Origin of the sequence: Cribrihabitans neustonicus, assembly GCF_048820895.1 — a bacterium.
GTDB lineage: Bacteria > Pseudomonadota > Alphaproteobacteria > Rhodobacterales > Rhodobacteraceae > Cribrihabitans_A > Cribrihabitans_A neustonicus.
The window spans coordinates 128293-151818 of the sequence record NZ_JBMERQ010000004.1 but is presented as its reverse complement, the minus strand read 5'-3'; the positions used below and the strand labels follow the sequence as shown (position 1 = coordinate 151818).

Annotated in this window: 26 protein-coding genes and 1 tRNA gene; 13 read left to right on the top strand and 14 right to left on the bottom strand. The window is 64.1% G+C overall.

What is annotated here, in order from left to right:
* Positions 1-70: 70 nt before the first annotated feature.
* The 6 genes from ACOHWE_RS12135 to ACOHWE_RS12110 are packed head-to-tail and all read right to left on the bottom strand — an operon-like array spanning position 71 to position 5762.
* Positions 71-868, bottom strand: a complete 798-nt coding sequence (locus ACOHWE_RS12135; protein WP_420666679.1) for an MBL fold metallo-hydrolase — start codon at positions 866-868, stop codon at positions 71-73.
* A complete protein-coding gene (locus tag ACOHWE_RS12130) occupies positions 868-1701 on the bottom strand; it encodes a TatD family hydrolase (RefSeq protein ID WP_420666678.1) in 834 nt (277 codons plus the stop codon). The genes ACOHWE_RS12135 and ACOHWE_RS12130 overlap by 1 nt, the downstream gene beginning before the upstream one ends.
* A gap of 57 nt (positions 1702-1758) precedes the next feature.
* Positions 1759-2877: a DNA polymerase III subunit delta' gene (locus tag ACOHWE_RS12125; protein ID WP_420666676.1), complete on the bottom strand. Its 1119-nt coding sequence runs from the start codon at positions 2875-2877 to the stop codon at positions 1759-1761.
* The gene (gene tmk, locus ACOHWE_RS12120) at positions 2874-3560 is read right to left on the bottom strand and encodes a dTMP kinase (protein WP_420666675.1); all 687 of its coding nucleotides are present in this window, start codon (positions 3558-3560) and stop codon (positions 2874-2876) included. Before tmk ends, ACOHWE_RS12125 begins: the two co-directional genes overlap by 4 nt.
* Positions 3557-4798 carry a D-alanyl-D-alanine carboxypeptidase family protein gene (locus ACOHWE_RS12115; protein ID WP_420666673.1) on the bottom strand — a complete coding sequence of 414 codons (1242 nt, stop codon included), beginning with the start codon at positions 4796-4798 and terminating at the stop codon, positions 3557-3559. The genes tmk and ACOHWE_RS12115 overlap by 4 nt, the downstream gene beginning before the upstream one ends.
* Positions 4782-5762 (bottom strand): SPOR domain-containing protein, encoded by a 981-nt coding sequence (locus tag ACOHWE_RS12110; protein ID WP_420666671.1) that lies wholly within the window; start codon positions 5760-5762, stop codon positions 4782-4784. The genes ACOHWE_RS12115 and ACOHWE_RS12110 overlap by 17 nt, the downstream gene beginning before the upstream one ends.
* Positions 5763-6025: 263 nt before the next feature.
* Here ACOHWE_RS12110 and ACOHWE_RS12105 point away from each other — a divergent pair.
* A tRNA-Ser gene (locus ACOHWE_RS12105) sits at positions 6026-6115 on the top strand.
* A 113-nt stretch (positions 6116-6228) separates the two neighbouring features.
* Here the strand turns inward: ACOHWE_RS12105 and ACOHWE_RS12100 are convergent.
* From ACOHWE_RS12100 to ACOHWE_RS12080, 5 genes are all read right to left on the bottom strand, one after another.
* Positions 6229-7194 carry a tyrosine-type recombinase/integrase gene (locus tag ACOHWE_RS12100; protein WP_420666669.1) on the bottom strand — a complete coding sequence of 322 codons (966 nt, stop codon included), beginning with the start codon at positions 7192-7194 and terminating at the stop codon, positions 6229-6231.
* Positions 7188-7394: a hypothetical protein gene (locus ACOHWE_RS12095; protein WP_420666668.1), complete on the bottom strand. Its 207-nt coding sequence runs from the start codon at positions 7392-7394 to the stop codon at positions 7188-7190. Before ACOHWE_RS12095 ends, ACOHWE_RS12100 begins: the two co-directional genes overlap by 7 nt.
* Positions 7395-7450: 56 nt before the next feature.
* Positions 7451-8131: a hypothetical protein gene (locus tag ACOHWE_RS12090; RefSeq protein WP_420666667.1), complete on the bottom strand. Its 681-nt coding sequence runs from the start codon at positions 8129-8131 to the stop codon at positions 7451-7453.
* Positions 8132-8254: 123 nt separating this feature from the next.
* Positions 8255-8629 (bottom strand): hypothetical protein, encoded by a 375-nt coding sequence (locus tag ACOHWE_RS12085; protein ID WP_420666665.1) that lies wholly within the window; start codon positions 8627-8629, stop codon positions 8255-8257.
* A complete protein-coding gene (locus ACOHWE_RS12080) occupies positions 8629-8754 on the bottom strand; it encodes a hypothetical protein (protein WP_420666663.1) in 126 nt (41 codons plus the stop codon). Before ACOHWE_RS12080 ends, ACOHWE_RS12085 begins: the two co-directional genes overlap by 1 nt.
* A gap of 25 nt (positions 8755-8779) precedes the next feature.
* Here ACOHWE_RS12080 and ACOHWE_RS12075 point away from each other — a divergent pair, with 25 nt between their 5' ends.
* The 12 genes from ACOHWE_RS12075 (at position 8780) to ACOHWE_RS12020 (ending at position 18463) form a co-directional block, all read left to right on the top strand.
* Complete coding sequence (locus ACOHWE_RS12075) at positions 8780-9916, top strand: phage portal protein (protein ID WP_420666662.1); 1137 nt, start codon at positions 8780-8782, stop codon at positions 9914-9916.
* A 15-nt stretch (positions 9917-9931) separates the two neighbouring features.
* Positions 9932-10666, top strand: a complete 735-nt coding sequence (locus ACOHWE_RS12070) for a phage tail protein I (RefSeq protein WP_420666661.1) — start codon at positions 9932-9934, stop codon at positions 10664-10666.
* Positions 10666-11181 (top strand): phage tail-collar fiber domain-containing protein, encoded by a 516-nt coding sequence (locus ACOHWE_RS12065; protein WP_420666660.1) that lies wholly within the window; start codon positions 10666-10668, stop codon positions 11179-11181. Before ACOHWE_RS12070 ends, ACOHWE_RS12065 begins: the two co-directional genes overlap by 1 nt.
* 10 nt (positions 11182-11191) lie before the next feature.
* A complete protein-coding gene (locus ACOHWE_RS12060; RefSeq protein WP_420666658.1) occupies positions 11192-11806 on the top strand; it encodes a hypothetical protein in 615 nt (204 codons plus the stop codon).
* A gap of 18 nt (positions 11807-11824) precedes the next feature.
* Positions 11825-12223, top strand: coding sequence for a hypothetical protein (locus ACOHWE_RS12055; RefSeq protein ID WP_420666657.1), 399 nt, complete (start codon positions 11825-11827; stop codon positions 12221-12223).
* A gap of 118 nt (positions 12224-12341) precedes the next feature.
* Positions 12342-12959, top strand: coding sequence for a phage tail sheath protein (locus ACOHWE_RS12050; RefSeq protein ID WP_420666656.1), 618 nt, complete (start codon positions 12342-12344; stop codon positions 12957-12959).
* Positions 12960-12965: 6 nt separating this feature from the next.
* Entirely contained in the window at positions 12966-13559 is a 594-nt protein-coding gene (locus ACOHWE_RS12045; protein ID WP_420666655.1) for a phage tail sheath family protein, read from the top strand.
* On the top strand, positions 13559-15424 hold the full coding sequence (locus ACOHWE_RS12040) for a phage major tail tube protein (protein ID WP_420666653.1): 1866 nt from the start codon (positions 13559-13561) through the stop codon (positions 15422-15424). The genes ACOHWE_RS12045 and ACOHWE_RS12040 overlap by 1 nt, the downstream gene beginning before the upstream one ends.
* An 11-nt stretch (positions 15425-15435) precedes the next feature.
* Entirely contained in the window at positions 15436-15834 is a 399-nt protein-coding gene (locus ACOHWE_RS12035) for a phage tail protein (RefSeq protein ID WP_420666652.1), read from the top strand.
* Entirely contained in the window at positions 15803-16024 is a 222-nt protein-coding gene (locus tag ACOHWE_RS12030; protein WP_420666651.1) for a tail protein X, read from the top strand. The genes ACOHWE_RS12035 and ACOHWE_RS12030 overlap by 32 nt, the downstream gene beginning before the upstream one ends.
* Complete coding sequence (locus ACOHWE_RS12025) at positions 16015-17028, top strand: phage late control D family protein (protein WP_420666649.1); 1014 nt, start codon at positions 16015-16017, stop codon at positions 17026-17028. Before ACOHWE_RS12030 ends, ACOHWE_RS12025 begins: the two co-directional genes overlap by 10 nt.
* A gap of 139 nt (positions 17029-17167) precedes the next feature.
* Positions 17168-18463: a calcium-binding protein gene (locus ACOHWE_RS12020; RefSeq protein ID WP_420666648.1), complete on the top strand. Its 1296-nt coding sequence runs from the start codon at positions 17168-17170 to the stop codon at positions 18461-18463.
* A 624-nt stretch (positions 18464-19087) separates the two neighbouring features.
* Here the strand turns inward: ACOHWE_RS12020 and ACOHWE_RS12015 are convergent.
* From ACOHWE_RS12015 to ku, 3 genes are read right to left on the bottom strand one after another with little or no spacing between them, the layout of a single operon-like run.
* Positions 19088-19942 (bottom strand): SDR family oxidoreductase, encoded by an 855-nt coding sequence (locus ACOHWE_RS12015; protein ID WP_420666647.1) that lies wholly within the window; start codon positions 19940-19942, stop codon positions 19088-19090.
* 60 nt (positions 19943-20002) lie between these two features.
* Complete coding sequence (gene ligD, locus ACOHWE_RS12010) at positions 20003-22480, bottom strand: DNA ligase D (RefSeq protein WP_420666645.1); 2478 nt, start codon at positions 22478-22480, stop codon at positions 20003-20005.
* On the bottom strand, positions 22480-23310 hold the full coding sequence (ku, locus tag ACOHWE_RS12005) for a non-homologous end joining protein Ku (protein WP_420666644.1): 831 nt from the start codon (positions 23308-23310) through the stop codon (positions 22480-22482). The genes ligD and ku overlap by 1 nt, the downstream gene beginning before the upstream one ends.
* Between the last annotated feature and the right edge of the window lie 216 nt (positions 23311-23526).

Sequence of the window (23526 nt, the reverse complement as noted above, 5' to 3'; positions counted from 1 at the left end):
CAGGAGCGCGCCCTGGCGCGGCAATTCAGTCAATATAGCCGGCCGCCGCCCGGGCGGGGGCGGCGGCCGTTCAAATCTGGTAGCGGATCACCATGCCGTCATAGGCAGGAGTGATGTGGTCCGGAGTCTCCGCATCGACGGTGGCGTAATCCATGTCGATATGCATGTTGGTGAGGATTCCGCGCTTGGGCGCCATGCGGCGGAACCACTCCAGCGCCTCGGGGTAGCTGAAATGGGTCGGATGCGGGGTGCGGCGCAGCGCGTCGAGAATCCAGCAGTCCAGTCCGCGCAGCGCGGGCAGCGCGCTGTCGGGGATTTTCGAGACATCCGGCAGATAGGCCAGCCCGCCAATGCGGAACCCCAGCGCGTCGATCGAGCCATGCTCGACCTTGAAGGGGCGGAAGCCGATCTTGCCGCCCGCACCGCTCACCGTGAAGGGGCCGTCGATAGAGCGCAGCTCCAGAATCGGCGGGTAGGGCGAGCCCTCGGGCTGCACGAAGGCATAGCCAAAGCGCGACAAGAGGTCGTTCTGGGTATCGCCGTCGGCATAAACGGGGATGCGGGTGCGGGTGTTGAAATAGACCATCCGAAGATCGTCCAGCCCGTGCAGGTGATCGGCGTGGGAATGGGTGTAGACCACCGCGTCCAGCTCGCCCGTGCCGCTGTCCAGGAGCTGGCTGCGCATGTCCGGCGTGGTGTCGATCAGCACCCTGGTGGTGCCCTTCGGCCCCTCGCGCTCCACCAGCAGGGAGCAGCGGCGGCGGCGGTTCTTGGGGTTTTCCGGGTCGCAATCGCCCCAGTGCCCGCCGATCCGCGGCACCCCGCCCGAGGAGCCCGAGCCAAGGATGGTGAAGCGCAGCTCTCCCATCAGGCGGCGGCCTCGTACTTTGCGGCCTTCCAGAACAGCCGGTCGAAATTGGCCTGCGTCTGCGCCGCGAAATCGGCGTAGTCCATCCCCAGCGCCTCTGCGCCCGCCTTCGCGGTATGGACGGTATAGGCCGGCTCGTTGCGCTTGCCGCGGAAGGGCGGCGGCGCGAGGTAGGGGGCGTCGGTCTCCACCAGGATGCGATCGGCGGGGGCGGCGGCAAAGATCTCGCGCAGCTCGCGGCTTTTCGGGAAGGCGGCGATGCCCGACATCGACAGGTAAAATCCCATGTCCAGCGCCGCCCGCGCCAGTTCCGCGGAGGAGGAGAAGCAGTGCATCACGCAGCTATAGGCGCCGTTCTTCATCTCTTCCGAAAGGATACGCGCCATGTCATCATCGGCGGCACGGGCGTGGATAATGAGCGGCAGGCCGGTCTCCCGCGCCGCCTCGATATGGATGCGCAGGGACTCCTGCTGCACGGCGGCGCTGTCAGCGGTGTAGTGGTAATCCAGCCCGGTCTCGCCGATGCCGACGAATTTCGGATGTTCCGCCAGCGCAACCAGCTCGTCCACCGTCGCCAGCGGTTCGCCGGCGGCGCTCATCGGGTGGGTCCCCGCGGCATAGAACACCGGCGCGTGGGCTTCGGCGATGGCGCGCACCGAAGGCTCGTTCCGCAGCTTCGTGCAGATCGTCACCATCCGCGTCACCCCGGCCTCGGCGGCGCGGGCAATCACCTCGTCCAGCTGGCCTTCGAAATCGGGGAAGTCCAGGTGGCAATGGCTGTCGGTGATCTGGGCCGGGGATTCGGAAGTCGTCTGGGGGGAAGTCTCGGTCATGGGTCCTCTGCTGGCCTTGCCAATGCGCGGCGTGGGACAAGCAGCGTCCGGCGCTTCTCAGCGCGACGCGGTGTCCTGCATCTTGAAAACCGTATCTAGGACAAGCGCCGCCGGGTCAAGGTTCACCGCCTGGCCATGGCGCGCGCGCGCCGTGGCTTCCGCCGCCAGGTCCGCCCAGGCCCGCCCCTTGCGCGGATCGGGCGCCAGGCGCGCCAGAACGGCGGCCTCCCCCGCTGCCGCCTCGGGCGCTGGCGGAACGCCGGTGGCCCCGGTGCGCGCGAGCCGGGCCAGCGCCATCTCCACCAGCGACAGCAGAAGCTCGAAGCGCGCCGCCTGGCCGCGCTGGGCGGCGGCCTCGGCCAGCGCCATCGCCCGCTGCCGGTCCAGCCGCGGCATCGAGTTCAGGATCTGCACCAGTTCCGCGTAGATCTTCAGCCCGCCGAGGTTGATGAGCCGCAGCGCCGCCCCGACCGACCCGGCAGACAGCGCCGCCAGATGCTCCATCTCGTCCGGCAGTTCCACGCCCGACTGCGCCAGCGCCGCCTGCATGTCATGGGGCGGGAGCGGTCCCAGCCGCAGCGTCCGGCAGCGCGAGCGGATCGTCGGCAGCAGCCGCGAGGGCTGGTGCGAAATCAGCAGCAGCGTGGTGCGCGCGGGCGGCTCCTCCAGCATCTTCAGAAGCGCATTGGCCGCGCTCACGTTCATCTCGTCCGCGGCATCGACGATCACCACCCGCCGCCCGCCATCGGTGGCGGAAAGGCCGAAGAAGCGGTTCAGCGCGCGGATGTCCTCCACCACGATTTCATTGCGCAGCTTTTCCTTGTCGTTGTAGCTGCGGGTGATGACCGCCAGCCCCGGTTCCGCCAGCGCCTGAATGCGGTGGGAGACCGGGTGGTCCGGGCTGATGTCCAGTGTTTCGGGCGGCGGCGGCGCGCCGAACAGGCCTTCCTCCGCCGGAGGCGTTGCCAGGAGGAACCGCGCGATGCGCCAGGCTAATGTTGCCTTGCCGACGCCCTGCGGGCCGGTCAGAAGCCAGGCATGATGCAGCCGGCCGGAGTTGTAGGCGGTCAGGAAATCACGCTCCGCCTCATCCTGCCCGATGAGGCGCTGGGTTTCGCGCGGGTGCGGCGCGCCTTCGGCCTGGTCGGCGCGGGGCAGCTCGTCCGGAGTGCTCATCCGCCGCTGTCCTTACGGGCGGCGCCCTTCACGGCTGCGTCTGCCAGCGCACGCACGTCCGCGGCTACGTCCTCCGCCGGGCGGGCGCCATTGACCGTGCGGAAGCGGGCGGGAAACTCCTGCGCCAGCGCCAGGAAGCCCGCGCGCATCTTCTCCTGCAGCTCCACGCCGAAATCCTCAAAGCGTTCCTCATGGCCCTTTCGGCCCTTGGCACGGGCAAGCCCCTCGGCCGGGTCCATGTCGATCAGGATGGTGAGGTCCGGCTCGCGCCCGATCATCAGCGCGTGCAGCTGGTCCACCGCGGCGCGCAAGTTCCCGCGCGACAGGCCCTGATACATCCGCGTGCTGTCGGCAAACCGGTCGCAGATCACCACCTTGCCCGCCTTCAGCGCCGGTTCGATGGTGCGCTCCAGGTGGTCGCGCCGCGCCGCGGTGAACAGCAAGAGCTCGGTCTCCGCCGACCAGCGGTCCGGGTCGCCCTCAAGCACCAGGCGGCGGATCTCCTCCGCCCCGGGCGAGCCGCCGGGCTCGCGCGTCAGCACCACCTCGCGGCCGGCCGCGCGCAAGCTGTCCGCCAGCAGGCGGCATTGGGTCGACTTCCCGGAGCCGTCGATGCCCTCGAAGGTGATGAACAGGCCGCGCGGCAGCAGGGCTGCCGGACCGCCGGAAGATCCAGTACTCACGAGGCGTCCCCGGGGCCCCGCAGGAAGCGTTTCATCAGCACCTGCGCCGCTGTCTTGACCCGCACCGCAAAGCCGCCCGCAGGCACGTCCTCCGCGGCCACCAGGGGCAGGCGCACCTCGGGAAGGTCTTCTGGCTTCATTACCAGCTCGGCCAGCCGCTGGCCCTTCTTCACCGGCGCATCCACCGGGCCGGTATAAACCACCTCGGCCTCGATCTTGTCATCGGAAAGGGCAGGGAGCAGGATCTCCAGGTCTTCGGTCGGCACCAGCCCTACCGATCGCTTGGCACCGCGCCAGATCTCGGCCTCGGCGACGGGGACGCCTGCCTTGGCGACGGTCTTCTTGGCAAATTGGCGAAACGACCAGTTGACCAGCGCCTCCGCCTCCTCGGCGCGGGAGGAGGTGCTGGGCATGCCGGAGATCACGAAGATCACCCGCCGGTCGCCCTGCTTGGCCGAGCCGACGAGCCCGTAGCCCGCTTCCTCGGTGTGCCCTGTCTTCAGCCCGTCCGCGCCGATGCCCAGCTGCAGCAGCGGGTTGCGGTTGCGGGTGTTGGAGGGCGCGCGGCCATCAAACTCGAAGCGGGTTTCGGCAAACAGCGGGTAGTATTCCGGGAAATCCTCGATCAGCCGTTCGGCCAGGATCGCCAGGTCCTCCACCGACATCCGGTGACCAGCCGCGGGCCAGCCGTTGGAATTGGCGAAGTTGGAGTTCTCCATGCCCATGTCCTGGGCGCGTTTGGTCATGTAGCGGGCAAAACCCGCCTCGGTGCCATCCGGGCTCAGCGCCTCGGCGATCACCACGCAGGCGTCGTTGCCCGACAGCACGATGATGCCGCGCAGCAGGTCCTCGACCCGCACCCGGTCGGTGGTGTCGAGGAACATGGTGGAGCCGCCGTAGCTCATCGCGTGCTCGCTCACAGGCAGCCGCTCGTCCAGCGTCAGCCGCCCGTCCCGCAGCGCCTCAAACGCCACATAGAGCGTCATCAGCTTGGACATCGAGGCAGGCGGAAGCGGCTCCTCGGGGTTCTTCGACAAAAGCACCGTGTCGGTGCCCTGGTCCACCACATAGGCCGCGCGTGCCTTGGTCTCGAAGGCGGCGGCGGCGAGGGTGGAGAGGCCAAGCGACAGGCTCGCGGCGAGGCTCAGCCGCAAGGCAGGGGCGAAGACGCCGCGCAGGCGGGCAAGCGGAAGTCCGTTGCGGACGCGGGCGGGGACGGTTTTAGCTGGAGACGGCATAGGCATCCGAAAATCCGGTTTCCTTTACGCTGTTAAGCAATTGGCTGCGTTCGGACTTGTTCTGCGCGGGGCCGACCAGCACCCGCCAGAAGGTCTTCCCGCTTGAATTCTGTTCCTGCACCGAGGGCACCATGCCCGCACTGCGCATCATGCCGGCGGCGCGTTCGGCATTGGCCTCGACGCTGAAGATGCCGATCTGGATATAGGGTTTGTCCAGGCCCGAGGCCTGCGGTTTCGGGCGGGCGGGCGCACGGGCCGGCGCCTCCGCCGCAGCGGCTGCCTCCACCGAAGCGGCTGCGGGGGCCGGGTCGAGCGCGGTGGCAGTGATCGCCGCGGCGGCGTCGGCCGCCAGCGCGGCAGAGCCGCCCTCCGCCGCATCCGCTTGCGCATCCAGGTCCAGACCGGCCGCGTTCAAGTCCTCAGCGGGAGCCTCGTCCTCGACGGCCTCGCGGCGCAGCGCCGTCACGTTCAGCTCCACCGGCGCACCCGCCAGCATGCCAAGCGCCGCCGCCGCGTCCGAGGATACCTGCAGCCGCGGCCCCGGGATCTCGCGCTCGCGCCGGAACAGCGCGCCGATCACGAACTGGCCGTTGGCGTTGTTGCGGATGATCACCCGCTCGGGCTCCTTGGTGTCGGGATGCGCCACCCAGACGCCGCCAACCGAGGGCCGCCCGTCCCAGAGCCCGGCCTCGGTCACCTGGAACACCTCCGGCGCCTCGACATCGCGCTCCACCAGCCGGGTGCTGCTGGACTGGGTGACGGGTTTGTCCTTGGCTTGCAGGAACGGCAGCTGCGGTCCTTCCGCGCAGCCCGCCGCAAGCAGCAGCCCGGCCACGGCGGCCACCAGCCGCGCATTGCGCCTGCGCCCGGCGGCGGCCTGCCGCACCTGACTGCCCGGCGGAATTCCGGCTTGATGCCCGGCCGGTTCTCCAGCCTGGTTTCGGGCAGGATTGGGGTTTGTCATGCTTTCTTCCTTGCCTGTCTCGCCTGCACCCGCCGCGCTGCTGCGCGCAAGCGTCCGGGTTTCCCGGTCCTTTTTCGCTTGCGCGGATCATAGCCTGCCCGCGGGAGCATGAAAACCCTGACCGGCCCCGGTAATAGGGCCTGCGGAGAGGGCGGCATGATTTCGCGCGCCTTCGCAGGCCCTGCCAGGGATGGGGCGCCCGAATTTCCCCACTGTTTTCCCCTTGCCAGCCCGGAGGAGGCGTCTTAAACCGCAGGCGGACCGGGGAGGTGGCAGAGTGGTCGAATGCGGCGGTCTTGAAAACCGTTGAACGTGAGAGCGTTCCCAGGGTTCGAATCCCTGTCTCCCCGCCACTAAATCAATACTTTAGCTGCCACCTGATCAGATCGCTTTGAGGCGGTGTTTTGGGGGTTTCCCAAAAAGTTTCCCACGTTCATGGTCTGTTTTTGTTCCGTTCTCTGAGGTCTTAGGCTTCTTTGGCGAGGCGTTTCTGGCCGGCGCCCTTCGAATATTTCTGGACCACCGAAAGGCTTTTGTGCCCCGTGATGGCCGCGATCTGCTGATCGGTGCAGCCAGCTTCCGCGAGTTCGCCAGCCGCGCTGTAGCGAAGCCCGTGCAACGAGTATGCGGTCAGACCTGCAGCTTTCCGCACGGCCATCACTTTCTTTTGTAGCTGGTCGTAGTTCAGCGCCCGGCCGAATTCGTCGGCAAGTATATAGCGCAAGCAGGTGCGCTTAGTGTTCGCCAGCGTGGCAGCCAAGCGGGCGGTGACGGGTATCCAAAGGCGGGCTTGCGTCTTGCCTTGGGTAACCCAGATGCCGCCATCCTCGATATGGTCCCATTCCATTCGGGTGAGGTCTGAGGCGCGCTGTCCTGTACCTAGTGCAAGCTCGAAAATCAGCAGGGCCAGGCCATCGGCATGCTGGCGGAAGATCGCAATGGCCGAGGCGGGCCAAGGCTTGTGGCCCTCACCAGTTTTGATCTTGGGGATCCCCTTGGCCGGGTTGTCCCGCTGCCAGTCCAGATCGATCGCGTGTTCGAAAAGGATGGACAACATGTGCGGGATGTAGTTCGCAATGCGTGCCCGGTGCCGGTTTGCCATTTGCGCTTCTATGATGGTGGAGCGCCGCATCTTGGTCGGATCTCTGCTACCAATGGTGTCGGACAGATATTCCAGAACCTTCGAATAGTCCGACTTGGTTCGCGCGGCCAGACGGTCCCATTTAGGTGACTGCTTGTAGCTTGAGATCAGCTTTTCGAAGGTAAACTTCGCCGAGAGGACGCCACCGCCTCGCATCAGCCGCCAATACTCGCGGTCATACTCTTCGCTGGTCGGGTCGTCAGGTAGCCGAACATAGCGGCCGTCCTTACGAAAATACTGGTACAGCCGCCCTTTGACTTTCTTGGTCGTCGTGAATTTCTTCTTCACCATTTCACATCCTCGAACCCATCGACGAAGTCGCCGCGCATCACCGCTCGCAGCTCTTCTGCATCCCAGCGTTCATAGGGGCCGACCTTGCGGGGCCGGGGTAGCACGCCCTGGGCGACGAGCGCGCGGAATTCGGCGGGCTTCATGTCCAGAAGCTGCGCTGCGCCTTTCTCCGCAACTGCAATGGGTGCAATTCTCCCCATAATCGTCTCCGTGTTCTATAGGGGGTGCTTGGTAAGGAGGGATGAGTTGGGCTGGATCATGCCGCAGCCGCCTGTGTATTGACCCAGCTGCCCCATTGATCGGCCGCGGCATTCATCATCCCAGGGAAGGAGCGGCTGCGCAGACGTGCGCGCTCCGCGCTGGGCGGCATCCGGTGGATCCGGTTCCATTTCTTCCATGCGTCGGTGCCCCGCTCAGGTTCCGGCAGGCGCTGGGTCTCGGTCAGCTGCGGTAGGCCTCGCAAGTACCAGCCTGTCGCGTTATAGGCAGCTTCGCCAAACCAGAATGGCTGCACCATCTGCGGGGCTGGCAGATCGGCGGGCATCCGGTCGCGGGCGAGATCGTTCATCTCAGGGTTCTCGATCGCCACGCGCGGGATCGGCGCCGCAGAGCAAGCGGTGAAGATGCTGACGCCCTCTTCGAACTCGGCGCGCATATCGTTCCAGCTACGCCCTTTCGGCAGCTGCTTGGGTCTCGTCCATTTGCCCGGCCCGGACATCCAGCGGCGGCCGGACCGGCAGAGGCGGGTGCAGGGCGGATGCATCACCGCGAGCAGATCCCAGTCTTCCTGCAGGATGCCATCGCGAATGTCGCAGGGGATATGCCGGTTTGAGCCGTCCTCGGCCGCCTCGATGTCGCAGGACCACACGTCATGGCCACGATCGGTAAAGGCGCGGCGAGCAATGCCAGAGGTCTCACAGCCAATCAATACACGCATTGGTGCCATCGTGGTCTTTCCTGTTGGATTGAGAGTGCTGGGCGCGGCCGGTTCGTGAGTGGTGGCTGCCGCGCCCGGGCATAGCGGGTGCCAGCCCGCGGGGCGTGCGGAACAGTAGAGAGTCTATTTTTGTGCAAGTTGTTGCGGGGGCGTGTTTCTAGCTGCCGCAACAGGGAGGTTTTCGGTCAAGGGTGCCTGGCCACTATAGGGGCAATCGGAGCGCCCATCGGTCGCTCGGCGTGACCCGTCGAGTGTATGGAAAAGGCGCGCTGCCCGGATCCACGCATCAAGCGCGTTGGGCATGTCCTCGCCGCTGGCTGAGATATTCAGCAGGGTGACGTGCCACCGCATCGCATCGAAATCGAAGCGGTCGCCACAATGGATGCTGCCAGGTGTGATTTTGCCACCCAGCGACCAGAGCAGCATCGCCTGGCCGAACCTGTCGCGGTTTTGCATGTCCTGAACCGCGGCGTAGATTTGTTGGCGAGGCGCAGCCATCATTCCGCTCCTGTGGTCTCGGCGGGCGTGGGGCACGCCTTGGCGATCCAGTTGTCGATTGCTTCGGTGACGGCGCCGCGCCGCCGGGGGCAGCGCATGTTTGCCGCGGCTGAAACTGACCGCATGACCAGCGGTTGGACCAACACGCCTATGCCTGCTGATCAGATCATCCGCCGCAATTGGCGGGTGCTGGTGGCGCGATCGCGCGAGCAGGCCGCCAACAACGGTTATGCCAAGGCTTTTAAGGCGAGCGCGCGCCGCAATCTGATCGGCCAAAAGGGGCTGGTGCTGCAGGCGCAGGTGTCCGAGGGAGATGGCAAGCCAGACGCAGGCGCAAACAAGGCAATCGAGGCGGCATGGCTGAACTGGTGCAAAGCCCGCAATTGCGATGTGAAAGGCCGCCGCACCTTCCGCCAGATCCAGAAAACTCTGGTGAACGGTCTTTGCACCGATGGCGAGTTCATGGTGCGTCTGGTCTATGGGCGCGATGCCGGGCCTTGGGGTTTTGCATTGCAGGTGCTCGATCCGGTTCTGTGCCCGGTGGATTTCGACGAGGAAAAGCGGCCCGGCGGGCGCTTCATCCGGGCCGGTATCGAATACAGCAAGATGGGCCGTCCCGTGGCCTATTACTTCACCACGCTGGAACCGTCGCAGGCGGATTACCACTATTCCGGGCGGGCGTCCATCCGGGTGCCAGCCGATGAAATCATTCATTGGTTTGAAGAGGATTTTGTGGGCCAGAAACGGGGCTTGCCCTGGATGGCCACGGCGCTTTTGCGCATGCGACAGCTGGGCGAGTTCGAGCGCAGCGCGCTGAACAACGCCCGCGAAGCCGCCAACAAGGTCGGCGTGATCGAGTGGGACGAGGGCTATGGCCCGGCGATCGAGGAAGGCGAGGAAGGCGAGACCTTCGAAGAGATAGAATTCGAAAGCGAGAGCGGGATCTACCATCAGATGCCCCTTGGTGCGCGCATGAAAGAGGTGGAAAGCCAGTACCCGAATGGCGAGCTGGCGATCTTTTCCAAGCACATGCTGCGCGGCGCGGCGTCTGCGCTCGGGGTTGCCTACAATGATCTGGCGAATGATCTGGAAGGCGTGAACCTGTCGAGCATCCGGCACGGGGTGCTGAGCGAGCGCGACCAATGGCAGGAACTGCAGGAAAGCCTGATCGAGGCCTTCGCGCTGCCCTTCATCAGCCGGGTGTCCAGAACGTGGCCTTGGCCAGCCCGACCGCGGACATCGTGGCCGACGCCGGGCAGGCGCCCTATTGCACCGGAATTTCCGTGAGCGTGGGAGGCACAGGTGTCTGACACCCTGCTGCCCCATAACGCGACCAGGCAAGAGCGCGCGCTCGAAGCAGTGACCGGCCCGGCGATGGCACCGGCTGTACTGCTGCGCGCGGTGTGGGACCCGGACAATTGCCCGGCGGACCTGCTGCCCTGGCTTGCTTTTGCCTTCTCTGTCGATGTCTGGAACCCAGAGTGGTCGGAAAAGGCCAAACGGGAAGTCATTCTCCGGAGCTTTGAGGTGCATCGGAAGAAGGGCACTCGCAAAGCCGTGGAGACCGCGCTGGCGGCTATCGGCTTTAGCACTGATCTGTCGGAATGGTTCGAGCATGGCGGCGATCCTCATACCTTCCGAATTGACGCGTTCGGCGAGGACATCTTTGAAGCCGGGCAGCAGATCGACGCTGGCCTACTGGCCCGGGTGACGCGGACGATCGAAACCGTGAAGCCCGCGCGCTCCCATTTCGAGCTTCGGATCGGAGAGAGATTCAAGGGGGCAGTCGAGATCCGCAGCGGCACCCGCCCCGCATACTTGCACCGGCTCGAGACCGACGCGGGGCTGCGCCCGGCCCGGGCAGATGCTGGAGCGCATCTCCGCACAGGTTCCCGCGCGGTGCTCCTGTCCGAGGTAACGCATGATCCGCGGCCGCGGGCAAGGCTGGCGCGCTCCGGTGCCGGTATCGCGCTGGGCGCCCGCGTGACGCTGATCAGCCTAGAATTCCACGATGTGAAAAGGAGGGCTGCAGTCTAATGCCGTCGACACTTCTGACTGATATAGCGGAGGCGAAAATCACGGCCGCCGCCGGTTCCGGAACCCAGGTCGCGATCACGCATATCGCGCTAGGGGACGGGAACGGCTCGAACTACGGCCCCGGATTCTCGCAGACCGCATTGCAGCGTGAGCTGGCGCGCCAGCCCATCGAGAACCGCCACATCGTCGGCGGCAACGCCTGGCGTGTGAAGGCAGAGCTCGGACCGGAAACCCCGGCGTTCTACGTGCGCGAAATGGGCTTCTTCGATGCGGACGGCGATCTGATCGCCATCTGGGCGGGGAATGATGTGCAGGCGCGCCAGACGGGGGCGATCACCTATCTTGTGGACCATGTGCTGAGCTTCTCCCGGGTCGCAGAGGGGGTGCTTATCGTGAACGCGCCTGATGACGCGTTGTTCGATCTGGCGGTGACCACAGCGCACAATTTCGCAACCCTTCATCAAGAGCAAATGCGTCAGTTGGAGCGCTATCGCGCAACGCACGGCACCTATTGAGGAGACCAAAATGACGACTTCAACAGAGCAGCTGAACGCTGCCATTCTGGCACTGCACAGTGCAGCTTCTGCCTATAATGGCAAGGTGGCCGAAATCGACGAGACGTTGAAAGCTGCAGCGGATCGCTGGGACAGTTTCGAGACTTCTTATTACGTGGATCAGGCTGCTGGAGATGATGATTTTGACGGAACGGCTGCGTCTCCGCTGGCCAGCATTCAAGCTGCAATTAACCGTGCCCCTTTTCGGTCGCGTGTGAAGGTGTTCATTCGAGGCCAATACACGACCACTGCCCAGCTGCATGGAAACGGACGGGACGTTGTGTTGGTGGGAGCGGGTCCAAACTGGGAAACGACTGTGGATCATCGCCCCGACCTTAATCTCGGCTACGGTCTTTCGGGCGGGTATAGCTTCGGCGTAGCTGGGCCGGTCAGTATCCGTTGGTGTATTATCGACATCCCGGAGACGGATTGGTTCACCTACCTGTTCAGTCGCGGAGTGTGGCTTGTGATGGTCGACGCCTTGACTGCACCGCAAGCGCTGGCGGGCAAATATCTCGTCGACGTGCTCGCGAATACGCCGTCTGAAGATGTCCGGAACATCACCACAAACATTCAAACTCTATAAAATCAGGAGTGTGGCATCATGCTTTCTTTCGACTACAATGGTCACCGGTACGAGCAGTGGACGGAACAGGATGCGTTGCAAGCTGGCGTGCCCGCGGATGTAATTGCAGGCGCGAAACTGAAGGGTCGCCGTAGTACGGTGAGCGCCGAGTGCCGCCGCCGGATCTATGCCGCCGCCAGCGTAGAAACGCAAATGAATATAGCAACCGCTGCATCTGTCATTTCCGGCAAGCCAGAGACTGACCGCTCTGAAGATGAAAACGGCATTCTGGCCGGTGTTGGCCTGGCCTTGGAATGGGTGACTGCAATGCGGGCCAATGTCGACGCGCTGACAGCGGATCCTGCCGCAGACTACCAGTCGGATGCGGTCTGGCCAGAACTGCCTGCGGAAGTACTTGCGGTGATCGATCGTTACTGATTTCTGCCTGGACTTGCGGATTGGCGCCCCTGCCTCCGGCGAATGGAAAACCGCCAGAGGGAGGGGCGCCTGTCTTCTTTCATGATCGTTGCAACATGCAGTTAGCAGCGAGGATGAAATGGCTGGTTTTCTCCACGGCGTCGAGGTGCTCGAGATCGATACGGGCCCGCGCCCGATCCGCACCATTTCCACTGGCGTCATTGGCATTGTCGGCACGGCTCCGCAGGCCGACGCAAACGCCTTCCCCCTCAACACTCCGGTTCTGGTCGCGGGCAGCCGCGTCGAGGCGTCCAAGCTGGACACCACGGAAGATGGAAGCGGCGGCGGGACCCTGCCGGGAGCGCTCGACGGCATCTTCGACCAGATCGGGGCGGTGGTGATCGTTGTGCGCGTTGATGAGGGTGCAGATGATGCCGAGACTTTGGCCAATGTGCTCGGCGGCGTGAACTCAGGAACTGGCCAGTTTGAGGGCGTGCATGCGCTGCTGGGCGCCGAGAGCGTTGTCGGCCATGCCCCGCGCATTCTCTGCGCGCCGGGTTGGACCCACCAGCGCCCGGAGGATACCGGCAACCCCGGCACCTACCTTGCCAATCCTGTTATTGCCGAGCTGGAGGGGATCGCTGATCGCATCGGGGCGGTGATCATTGCGGACGGGCCGAACACCACCGATGCAGCGGCACAGCTCTATGCGGGTGGCTGGGGCACATCGGGCCGCATCTATGTGGTCGACCCATAGGTCAAGGTGCTCGACAGCGCCGGTGATGTGGTTGATGAACCGGCATCGGCCCGCGTGGCGGGGGTGATTGCGCGCACCGACAATGACCGCGGGTTCTGGGTGTCGCCGTCCAACCAAGGCATCTATGGCATCATCGGCACGTCGCGGCCGGTCGATTTCAAGCTCGGCGATCAGTCGAGCCGCGCAAACCTGCTGAACGAAAACGACGTCGCGACCATCATCCGCCAGGACGGTTATCGCCTCTGGGGCAACCGGGTGCCGACCGCGGATCCGAAATGGCAGTTCCTGTGCGTGCGCCGCACCGCGGACGTGCTGAACGAAAGCATCCAGCGCGCCCATATGTGGGCCGTCGATCGGGCGATCACCAAGACCTACATCGACGATGTGGTCGAAGGCGTGAACGGCTTCATTGCCACGCTGATCGCTCAAGGGGCGCTGCTGGGCGGCGAGTGCTGGGCTGATCCGGATCTGAACACCCCGGCTAGCATCCAGAACGGGCAGGTGTGGTTCAACTTCGACTTCACGCCGCCCTATCCGGCCGAGCGGGTGACCTTCCGCTCGCATCTCACCAATGAATATATCTCGGAGGCTCTGGGCTGATGGCTATTCGCAACATCCTGAAGAACTTCAACCTGTTCGTTGATGGCCGCGGCTTCGCGGGCGAGCTGGGCGACTATACCCCGGCCAGCCCCTCGGTGGCGGCCGAGGAATACCGCGCAGGCGGCATGGACGGCCCGACCGACATCGATATGGGCATGGAGAAGTTCGCCTGGGACAAAGGCATCAAGCCGATCACTGACAAGCTGGGGATCACGGACCACATCACCGAAACCTGGGCAAAGGTTGGTCGGTGGTTCAAGCGCCATTGGGACGGCGTCAAGGCGACGTTTGGCGGCTTCGGCCGGTTCGTCGGCGGCGCGTGGCGTGGCGACATGGACGCGGCGGCCGCCGGGCTTGCGGTTGCGTGGGAGGGTGGCAAGGCCGTCCTGTCCAATGCGCTCAATGGAATCGGCGCTGCGTTCCGGTTCGCTTGGGACAACGGCATCAAGCCGATCGCCGACAAGCTGGGGGTTACGGATCGCATCACCGGTGCCTGGTCCAAAGTCGGCCCGTGGTTTGAACGCCATTGGGACGGCGTCAAAGCGACGTTTGGCGGCTTCGGCCGGTTCGTCGGCGGCGCGTGGCGTGGCGACATGGACGCGGCGGCCGCCGGGCTTGCGGTTGCGTGGGAGGGTGGCAAGGCCGTCTTCTCCAATGCGCTCGATGGAATCGGCGCTGCGTTCCGGTTTGCTTGGGACAACGGCATCAAGCCGATCACCGACAAGCTGGGGATTACGGATCGCATCACCGGTGCCTGGTCCAAAGTTGGCCCGTGGTTTGAACGCCATTGGGACGGCATCAAGACGACATTTGGCGGCTTTAGCGATTTTGTCAGCGGCGTGTGGCGGGGCGAACTGGACGGGGCTGCGGCGGGGCTTGGCACCGCATGGGATGGCGCGAAGTCGGTTCTGTCGAACTCTCTGGACGCGCTGGGGGGCGTGTTTCAGACGGTGTGGTCCAATGCCATCAAGCCGGTCACCGACAAGCTGGGCGTGACCGAAACGATCACCGCGGCGTGGAAACGGGCCCGGGCGGGGATCGACACGGTGGTGACCGGGATCGGCACCGCGCTGCGCAGCGCGTATGACGGCACCATCGGCCCGGTGATCGAGGCGCTGGGCGCGACCGGGGGGATCTCGGCGGCTTGGGAGGCGATCAAAACCTCCGTCGGGGCCGTGATCGACTGGCTCGGCGAGAAGTTCGATTGGCTGATGGGCAAGCTGGAGCCTGTTCTGAACGAGCTGTACTGGCTGCGCGACAAGGGCGCCGGGGCCGTCGAAGGCGTTCAGGGAATCGGTTCGGGCATTCGCAGTTGGTGGAATGGGGAAGACCAGGGGCAGCCCGGCAGTCAAACCGGGGAACCAGCGGAGCAATCTGCGCCCCCAAGCAATCCGCGCAGCGGGCGCGCTGTACCGAAAAAGATCTCTGGCTCTTACTTGGGCGGCACGATCGGGCGCGGCTTTCGCGAAGTGGGTGAGCAGGGGCCGGAAACGATCTGGACCTCGAAAGGCGGCTATGTGGCGCATGCCAATGCGACCGAGCGGCTGGCGCGGCTGTCCGACCGTGCTGCACCGTTGCTTGATGCGCTGGGTGGTGGTCTGCGAAATGCTATGGCCAAGGCCGAAACTGCGGCGGCGCCAGTGGTGCAGCAGGTGCAGCTGGCCGCCGAACGCATGGCACCGGCCGCGATACCAGCCCAGGCACCGGCTCCGCAACCGGCCCCGGTGGTAATTCATGCCCAGATTATCGCGCAGCATCTGAGCGCCGCGCAGATCGCCGAAGAATTGGAGCGCCGCGGCCGCGCTGCGCAGGCAGGCGCGCTCTATGACCAGGCGCATGATTATGGCCAGTACGGGGGCGGATGATGGCAGGCACAATGCTGCAGCTCGGCAGCTATCAGTTCAGCATAGACAATGCGGCGTATCAGAACCTGCAGCGATCGACAGAATACCGCTGGGCCGCGCAGGAACGGATCGGCGCCGCCGACGCGCTGCAATTCACCGGATTCGGCTCGGATACGATCACGCTGCAGGGCGTGATCTATCCGCATTCCCGCGGCGGCCTCGGCCAGGTCGACAAGATGCGCCTAACGGCATCGCTGGGGTTCCCGCTGCCGCTGGTGGCAGGCACGGGCCGGGTGCTCGGCGTGTGGGTAATCGAGGGCGTCAGCGAGGGGCAGCGCAGCTTTGCCGCCCAGGGCGCGCCGCTGCGGCAGGACTTCACAATCAGCATCAGGAGATATGATGGCGGGCTCCGCAGTCTTCTACCGTTCTAAAGAGGGCGAGACAGCCGACGAAATCGTCTGGCGCCACTATGGCAACCAGGTCGCCGGGGCGCTCGAGATCGTGCTGCAGGCGAACCCGGGGCTTGCCGCCTTGGGGCCATTTCTGCCATTGGGCACCCGGATCGAGCTGCCAGAGATCGAGACGCCGAAAGAGGCGGAGGCGGTGCGGCTATGGGATTGATGAACTTCCGGCCGTTCTTCCGCGTGGTGGTCGACGGAAAGGACATCAGCAGCGCGCTTGCGCCGCGGCTGGTGAGCCTGACGCTGACCGATGCCGCGGGTGTTCAGTCCGACCAGGTGCAGATCACGCTCAGCGACACCACGCTGTTCGCCAAGTTGGCCGAGCCGCGGGCCGGTGCCGAGATCCGCGTCTGGCTCGGCTACCCTCTGCAGCTGAAATACATGGGGCTGTTCACCGCCGACAGTGTCGAGGTGGCGGGGCCGCCTGACCAGATGATGATCACCGGCGTGGCCTTGGTGAACGGAGAAACCTCCGGCGGCAAGACAGCTCTCACCGATCAGAAAAAACGCAGCTGGCCGCTCGGCAACACCATCGGTGCCATGGTCGAGAAGATCGCGGGCGAGCACAGCCTCGAGCATGCGGTCTCCGAAAGCCTGGGCGGGGTGGAGCTGCCGCACATCGACCAAATCGACGAAAGCGACATTAACCTGCTGTCGCGTGTGGCGCGCGATCACGACGCCATCGCTAAGCCCGGGAATGGTCGGTTGGTTATGGCGAAGCGGGGCGAGAGCCTGACTGCCTCCGGCAAGCCGATGCCGGTGCTGGCGCTGACGCCGAAGAAGGTAAGCCGCTGGCGCTACCGCAACAGCACCCGGGAGCAGGCCGGTTCGGTGGTCGCCGTCTATCAGGACCTCGGCCAAGGTAAACCGGTGGAATGCACCGCGGGCGAGGGCGAGCCTGTCCAGCGGATCAAGCGCCGGTTTCCAAACCAAGCAGCGGCACAGAAGGCGGCCGAGGCGGAGCTGCAGCGCCTGCAACGCGCTGGGCGGTCCCTGTCGGTGTCGATGCCAAGCGATCCAGATGCCATGGCCGAGGCCAAGCTGCGAGTGGCCGGGTTCCGGCCCTATGTCGACGGCGAATGGCTGATCACGCGGGCTGTCCACGTCTTAGACAACGGCGGCTACAAAACGGCGATTACGGCAGAAACGTTCCAGTCGCAGTGACCTGCGCGAAAAGGTCGGCAGGATGCGCTGGCTCAAGTCTCGAGTTGCCTAAAGTTTTAAGGATAGGGCGCTTGCGGAGAAGCGGGGATATTGCTTTCGATCCCAAGCGCTTAATTGATTAAATGGGATGTAAACGCCAATGCCAACATCGTTTTTGTCTTTCACTGGCAGCTATCTTACGAACCCGTCAGAAGACTTTTCGTATCACAGTATTACGCTGCAACAGGGTATCACCTACGATTTCCATACCGCTGCCTATGTCGGCGCTGGGCAAGACATCTCTCATGATGTGGACACTGCAATTTTCGACCCTGAAACTGGCAGATACATTTACTCCAGTGGCTACTCCGCACCTGGCGCTTCTTGGACGCAGCTAGAATCCGGAACTTTTACTCTGAGGATCGACCCCTCAACTGTCTACTCCACTTGGGGTTACCGAATTGTTCTCGATCGTGAAGACGTTGTGAGAAGTGACTTAGGAACTGAACATGCTTTGATCGATGGCAGCGAAATCTCAGGAACCATCGATGTAGCTGGAGACGTCGATACGTATGCCTTGGAAGTCGAGGCCGGAACAACTTACACAATCACGTTCACTGATAGCGTAGGGAACGGAGCTCTGAGCTACGGCGTTTTCGAGGTAGTAGACGACCTTGGAAACACAATCCAAGAGCATGGCCGAAACGAAGCATATAAGCCTATCGTATTCACGGCAGACAGCTCCGAAACAGTATTTGTCAGGGTTGGCGGAGATTACTCAGACACCGGTGATTTCACGCTTTCCGTTGCATCAGACGCATACTTGGTGGAAGGAACCGGAAAAGCTGACCGGATCAATGCTGCAGGAATTGACAACTATATTCAGGGATATGGTGGCGCGGACACTATCTTCGGCGGTGATGGTGACGATATCATTTCTGGGGGTCGGGGGCGCGATGAGCTGCACGGAGGTGCTGGAACCGACACTTTGATCTTCACGTCTCCCAAAGGGGCTGTGGTCAAAATGACGGCCGGTAAGGCGAAGGTGAAGAAAAGCAAGGAAGTCGACACTTTCGACGGGATCGAAAACGTTCAGACGGGCCGTGGCCGCGATAAGATAATCGGAGACGGATACGACAACCGTCTTGATGGCGGCGCCGGAAACGACAGGCTGACTGGCGGCGGCGGTGATGATACTCTAATCGGTGGGCGTGGCCGCGATACTCTGATCGGCGGTGCTGGCAATGATGAGTTTGTCTTTAGTAGCGGCTTTGGGCGTGACGTCATCCGCGACTTCACTGTCGGAGAAGATGCCATCATTCTGGATGGGCTGAGTGAAGATAACCTGTCGACTAGAAACGCGTCAGGAGATCTTCAGATAGATACCGGTTCTGGGGTGATAACTGTTTTGGACGTGGGCGGTGCAGATCTGTCCGACATTCTATTCTTTCAGTGAGGCTCGATCTTGGGAGCCGGTCTGCAGGCAAATAGTCCCTTGTCTGAGATGGCGTCACCATTCCAGAATTTTGCAGAGTAAACAGGGCGCAAGCAACCAACGTTTCCCAGAAAGGCTCCGCGATGGCGGGGCCTTTTTAGTTTCCCACTTTCATCCTTTTTTTCACGATTTGTCGTGGGAAAAAATACGACTAGTGCACTGATTCCGATTGATTTCCGCCAGCCTTGAAAACCGTTGAACGTGAGAGCGTTCCCAGGGTTCGAATCCCTGTCTCCCCGCCACAAGCCTCAGCAAAAGCGTTCTTCCATCTGGCTCCGGTCCGGGTTTCCCGTGGTCTGCGGGGGTTATGCGGGACGGATTGGACACTCCTCGATTTGGAAACACGCTGCAATTGCGGCGGCCGTCCGGTGCTGCCATCGCGCAGCAGGCCGGTACTTTGCGGGAGTCCCGCTCGCGGGGGGCAGCGGACGGTTCCCCAGTTCGAGTGCCTCCGTCCTGCCGGCGGCACCGGTTGGGCTTTCGGCAGCACCGGCTGGTGTGCTATGCCGCTTGCCGCCGGCAGCTTTTGCCACGTGTACTCCCTCATTCAGCGTCCGCGGGCGGGCCTGCCACCTGCGCCATCAGTCAGCCGCCGATCAGATCGCCACCGTTCGGGTGCAGCACCTGTCCGGTGACGTAGGATCCATCCTCGCAGGCCAAGAACAGCATCGCAGGAGCGACCTCGTTCGGTTGCCCGGGGCGGCCGAGCGGGGAAGACTTGCCGAAATCCTTCACTTTGTCCGGCGGGAACGAGGCGGGGATCAGCGGGGTCCAGATCGGACCGGGCGCAACCCCGTTCACGCGGATGCCCTGCGGTGCCAGCTTGGACGACATGGCGCGCACGAAGGACAGTATCGCCCCCTTGCTGGAGGCGTAGTCGACCAGCAGATCCTGCCCCCGGTAGGCGGTGACTGAGGTCGTGCAGATGATCGACGCTCCTTCCTTCAGATGCGGCAGCGCCGCCTGAACCATGAAGAACTGCCCTCCCAAGTTGGTTCGGAAGGTGCGGAACAACTGCTCCTCGGAGATTTCGGTGACGTCTTCCCGCGCGTGCTGTTCGGCTGCGTTGCAGACCAGAACGTCCAGCCGCCCGAATTTACCGAGTGTCTGGCGCAGCACCTCCTCGCAGAACGTTTTGCTGCCCACGTCGCCCGCCAGCAGAAGGGCACTGCGGCCCTCATCCTCGACAAGGCTGCGGGTCTTTTCTGCATCGTCATGCTCATCCAGGTAAACGATCACCACGTCGGCTCCTTCCCGGGCGAACAAGACCGCGGTGGCCCGTCCTATGCCGGAATCGCCGCCAGTGATTATCGCCACCTTGTCCTCGAGCCGCCCCGATCCCGGATAGCGCGGCATGTACTCCGGCGGCGGGTCCATGCGGGCTTCATGCCCCGGCTGCCGGTCCCCGGTTTTCATCTTATCCATTTCCTGCGGGTCCATAACTATCCTCCTTTCCTAGTGAGCAACCTCGCCCGCGCAGCCGGTGTTCCCCGCCGGCCTTCAGCCTTCCTCAAGGAACCGTTCCAGCGCAGCGATCACGCCGCCGGACAGGGTTTGCAAGTTCTCCTGCACGGCCAGCGCGGGACAGGGTGCATCCAGTCTCGCCGCCGCATTCTCCAGCGTGAACGCGCCGGGAGATTCCACCTCTTTCAATTCGTTCCATGTCACCGGTACCGCTACTGGCGCGCCGGCGCGGGCGCGGAGGGAGTAGGGGGCGATAGCGGTCGCCCCCCGCTCATTGCGCAGCCAGTCGATGAAAATGCGGCCCTTGCGCTTTGCCTTGGACATGGAGGCAGTGAAACGTTCGGGTTCCCGCGCTGCCATCCCATGGGCGAAGGTCTTGGCGAAGAGCTTGAGCGTTTCCCAGCTGCGGGTGCGCCGGAGTGCGGCCCAGACGTGCACACCCTTGCCCCCGGTGACGATGGCGCCAGTCTCCAGGCCGAGGCCCTGCAAAGTGTCCCGGATGTCCAGCGCGGCCGCGCGCACATCCCGCCAGCCCAGCCCTTCGTCCGGGTCGAGGTCGAACACCAGCCGGTCGGGACGGTCCAGCCGGTCCCGGCGGGCGCCCCAGATATGGAATTCCAGCGTTCCCATCTGGGCCGCGGCGACCAGGCTCTGCGCGCGCGTGGCATAGAGGTAGTCTTCGGCCTTCCCGTCGCTTTCCTCGATCTCCACCCGGCCCAGTTCCGGCGGCATTCCGCCATTGTCGTGCTTCTGGAAAAAGCACTGCGCGCCGATCCCCGAGGGGCATCGGAACAGCGACAGCGGGCGCTGGCCGATCAATTCGATCATGCGGGCACCGAAGCGGTCGTAATGCTGTGCCACGTCCCCTTTGGTGCAGCCTGCTTCGGGGAACACCTCCCGGCTGGCGCTGCTGATCCGGATACCGCTGACTTCCAGTTCTCTGTCCTGGTCCATGGGCTCCTCCAGGCTGACCTGTTCGGCGCTCTTGTCCTCGCGGAGGCCAAGGAACGCGCCGTGCCGGATATGTCCGTCGGCGGTGAACTCGCTGAACTCCACCTCGGCCACCAGGTCCGGGCGCAGCCAGACCGCCACACGGGCGATCCCGGCGGGCACGTCTCCGGCCGGGGGTGCCTTGCGAACCGCGAAGGCGGCGGCCAGATCTTCCATCGCGGCCTCGGAAAACCCTGTGCCGACGCGTCCCTTGTAGCGCAGTTTGCCGCCTTCATGAGTGGCCATCAGCAGGGAGGCGAAAGGCCGGCCCTTCTTCTCCGAGGGGCTGTAGCCGACGATCACGAACTCCTGGCGCCGGGTGCACTTGACCTTAAGCCACGCCTTGCTGCGCCGCCCGCGATAGGGGGCGTCGGCGCGCTTGGAGATGATACCCTCGGCCCCGGCTTCACAGGCGGCTGCGAACACCTCAGCGCCGTTGCCGCGGACGTGGCTGCTCATCCTCAGGGGAGACTGCGGGTCCAGGCCTGACAGCAGCTGGGCCAGCCTCTCGCGGCGGTCGAGCTGGCCCATGCCGCTGAGGTCTTCGCCGTCCACGCACAGGAGATCGAAGGCAAAGAACAGAAGGCCGCCGCCATTCTTCAATGCCCGCTGCAGCGAGGAAAACGCGGAGCCTTCGACGCTGGCAGCCATCACCTCGCCATCGATCAGGGCGGTGCCGCAGGGCAGGGGGTCGAACGCTGCAGCCAGCTCTCCGAACTTGCCGGTCCAGTCCTTGCCTGACCGGGTATACAGCCGCGCCCCGCCTTTCCCCAGCGCGGCAAGGCACCGGTAGCCGTCGAACTTCGTCTCATGCAGCCAGCCGTCGCCCTCCGGTGCCGCGCCCGCCAGTGTGGCCAGCTGCGGCTTGACGAATGCAGGCGGCTTGCGGCGTCGCTTTACTGCGGGTGCTTCCGGTTTGACCGGGTCTTTGGCCGGGGCGGCTCCATCGGCGATCTGGCCCATCTTGCGCCCGGTCTTGACCGAGGTTTCAAACGCGCCGGTCAAAGCGTTCCCGCCGGTCTGAGCGTAATCGTCGCGCTCCTTGATCAGCAGCCAGTTTTCCCGTTTCCCGTCCTTTTCCCCGCGCATGCGGACCAGCGCCCAGCCGCCGCGCATCCGGCTTCCCTGAAGCGTGATCTTCAGCTTGCCCTTCTTCAGCCCCTCGGCGAAATCCTCCTGCGGTGTCCAGGTCCCATCGTCCCACAGCATCACGGTGCCGCCGCCATATTCGCCCTTGGGGATCGTGCCCTCGAAATCGGCATAGTCCAGCGGATGGTCCTCGGTGCGCACTGCCAGCCGTTTCTCTCCCGGATCAGACGAAGGCCCCTTGGTCACGGCCCAGCTTAACAGCACGCCTTCCCATTCCAGGCGGAAGTCATAGTGCAGGCGGCGGGCGGCGTGTTTCTGCACGATAAAGCGGCGGGTTTCGCCCCCGGCCGCGGCGATGCGGCCCTCCGGCTCGTCTGTACGCGAGAAGTCGCGCTTGGCATTGTACTCGGACAGGCTGTCAGCCGCGCGGGTCATCACGACGCCTTTTTGCGCGGCTTCTTCCTGCCGCCTGCCTTGGCGTCCTTCAGGCTCTCCTTGAGCGCGCTCATCAGGTCGACGACGTTGCCGCCGGCGTCCGCTTTCCGCTCACTGCCGTCACGCGCCCGCGGCGCCTTTCTGTCCTTGCGCTTGGCTTCCAGAAGGTCCTGCAAAGCTTCGGCGTATTTGTCGGAATAGGCGCCGGCGTCGAATGGCGCGGTCTTGCGGTCGATCAGCGACGTGGCGACCTCCAGCAGTTCGGCATCGGCGGTGTCGTCCTCAATCCCGGTAAACACCTGATCGGCCTCGCGCAATTCGTCCTCGTAATAGAGCGTCTCCATCAGAAGCCCATCGCCGCAGGGCTTGACCGCGGCCAGATGCTCCTTTCCGCGCATCGTGACCTGGCCGAGCCCGACCTTGTTGGATTGGCGAAGCGCGTCGCGGACCACGCGGTAGGCGTCCTTGGCCAGATCATCCGATGCAGAGATGTAGTAGGGCTTGTCGAAATAGATTGGCGGGATTTCGCAGGCATCCACGAATTGCACCAATTCGAAGGTCTTTTTCGTCTCAAGCCTGATCGCGTCGATCTCTTCGGGATCTATCAGCAGGTATTCGTCATCCCCGATCTCATAGCCTTTGACGATGTCCGTCGGGTCCACCGGCCCGACGCCCGGCACGGTCTTCTGATAACGCACCTTCTTGCCAGTAGATTTATGTATCTGCCGGAACGACACGCGGGCACCGCTCTTGGTGGCCGAGTAGATCTCGACGGGGATAGAGACCAGAGACAGCCGGAGCTGGCCTTTCCAAACAGCGCGCGGAGCCATGGGAATTCCTCGGTTCACTACAGGGACCAACGTTTGTCACGGCGCGGCGGTTCCGCCTTTGTGCCACGCATCCCGGCAAACCCATTCTCACGGGAGCCCCCGCGTCTCCGATAGCGTGCGGCTTTGGGACGGAAGCGCTTTCGGCCGCTTCCGGACCCCGGCCAGCGGCCAGCCAGTATCCCGGTATTGCCGCCCTGCTGGCCGGGGCGGCCGGGC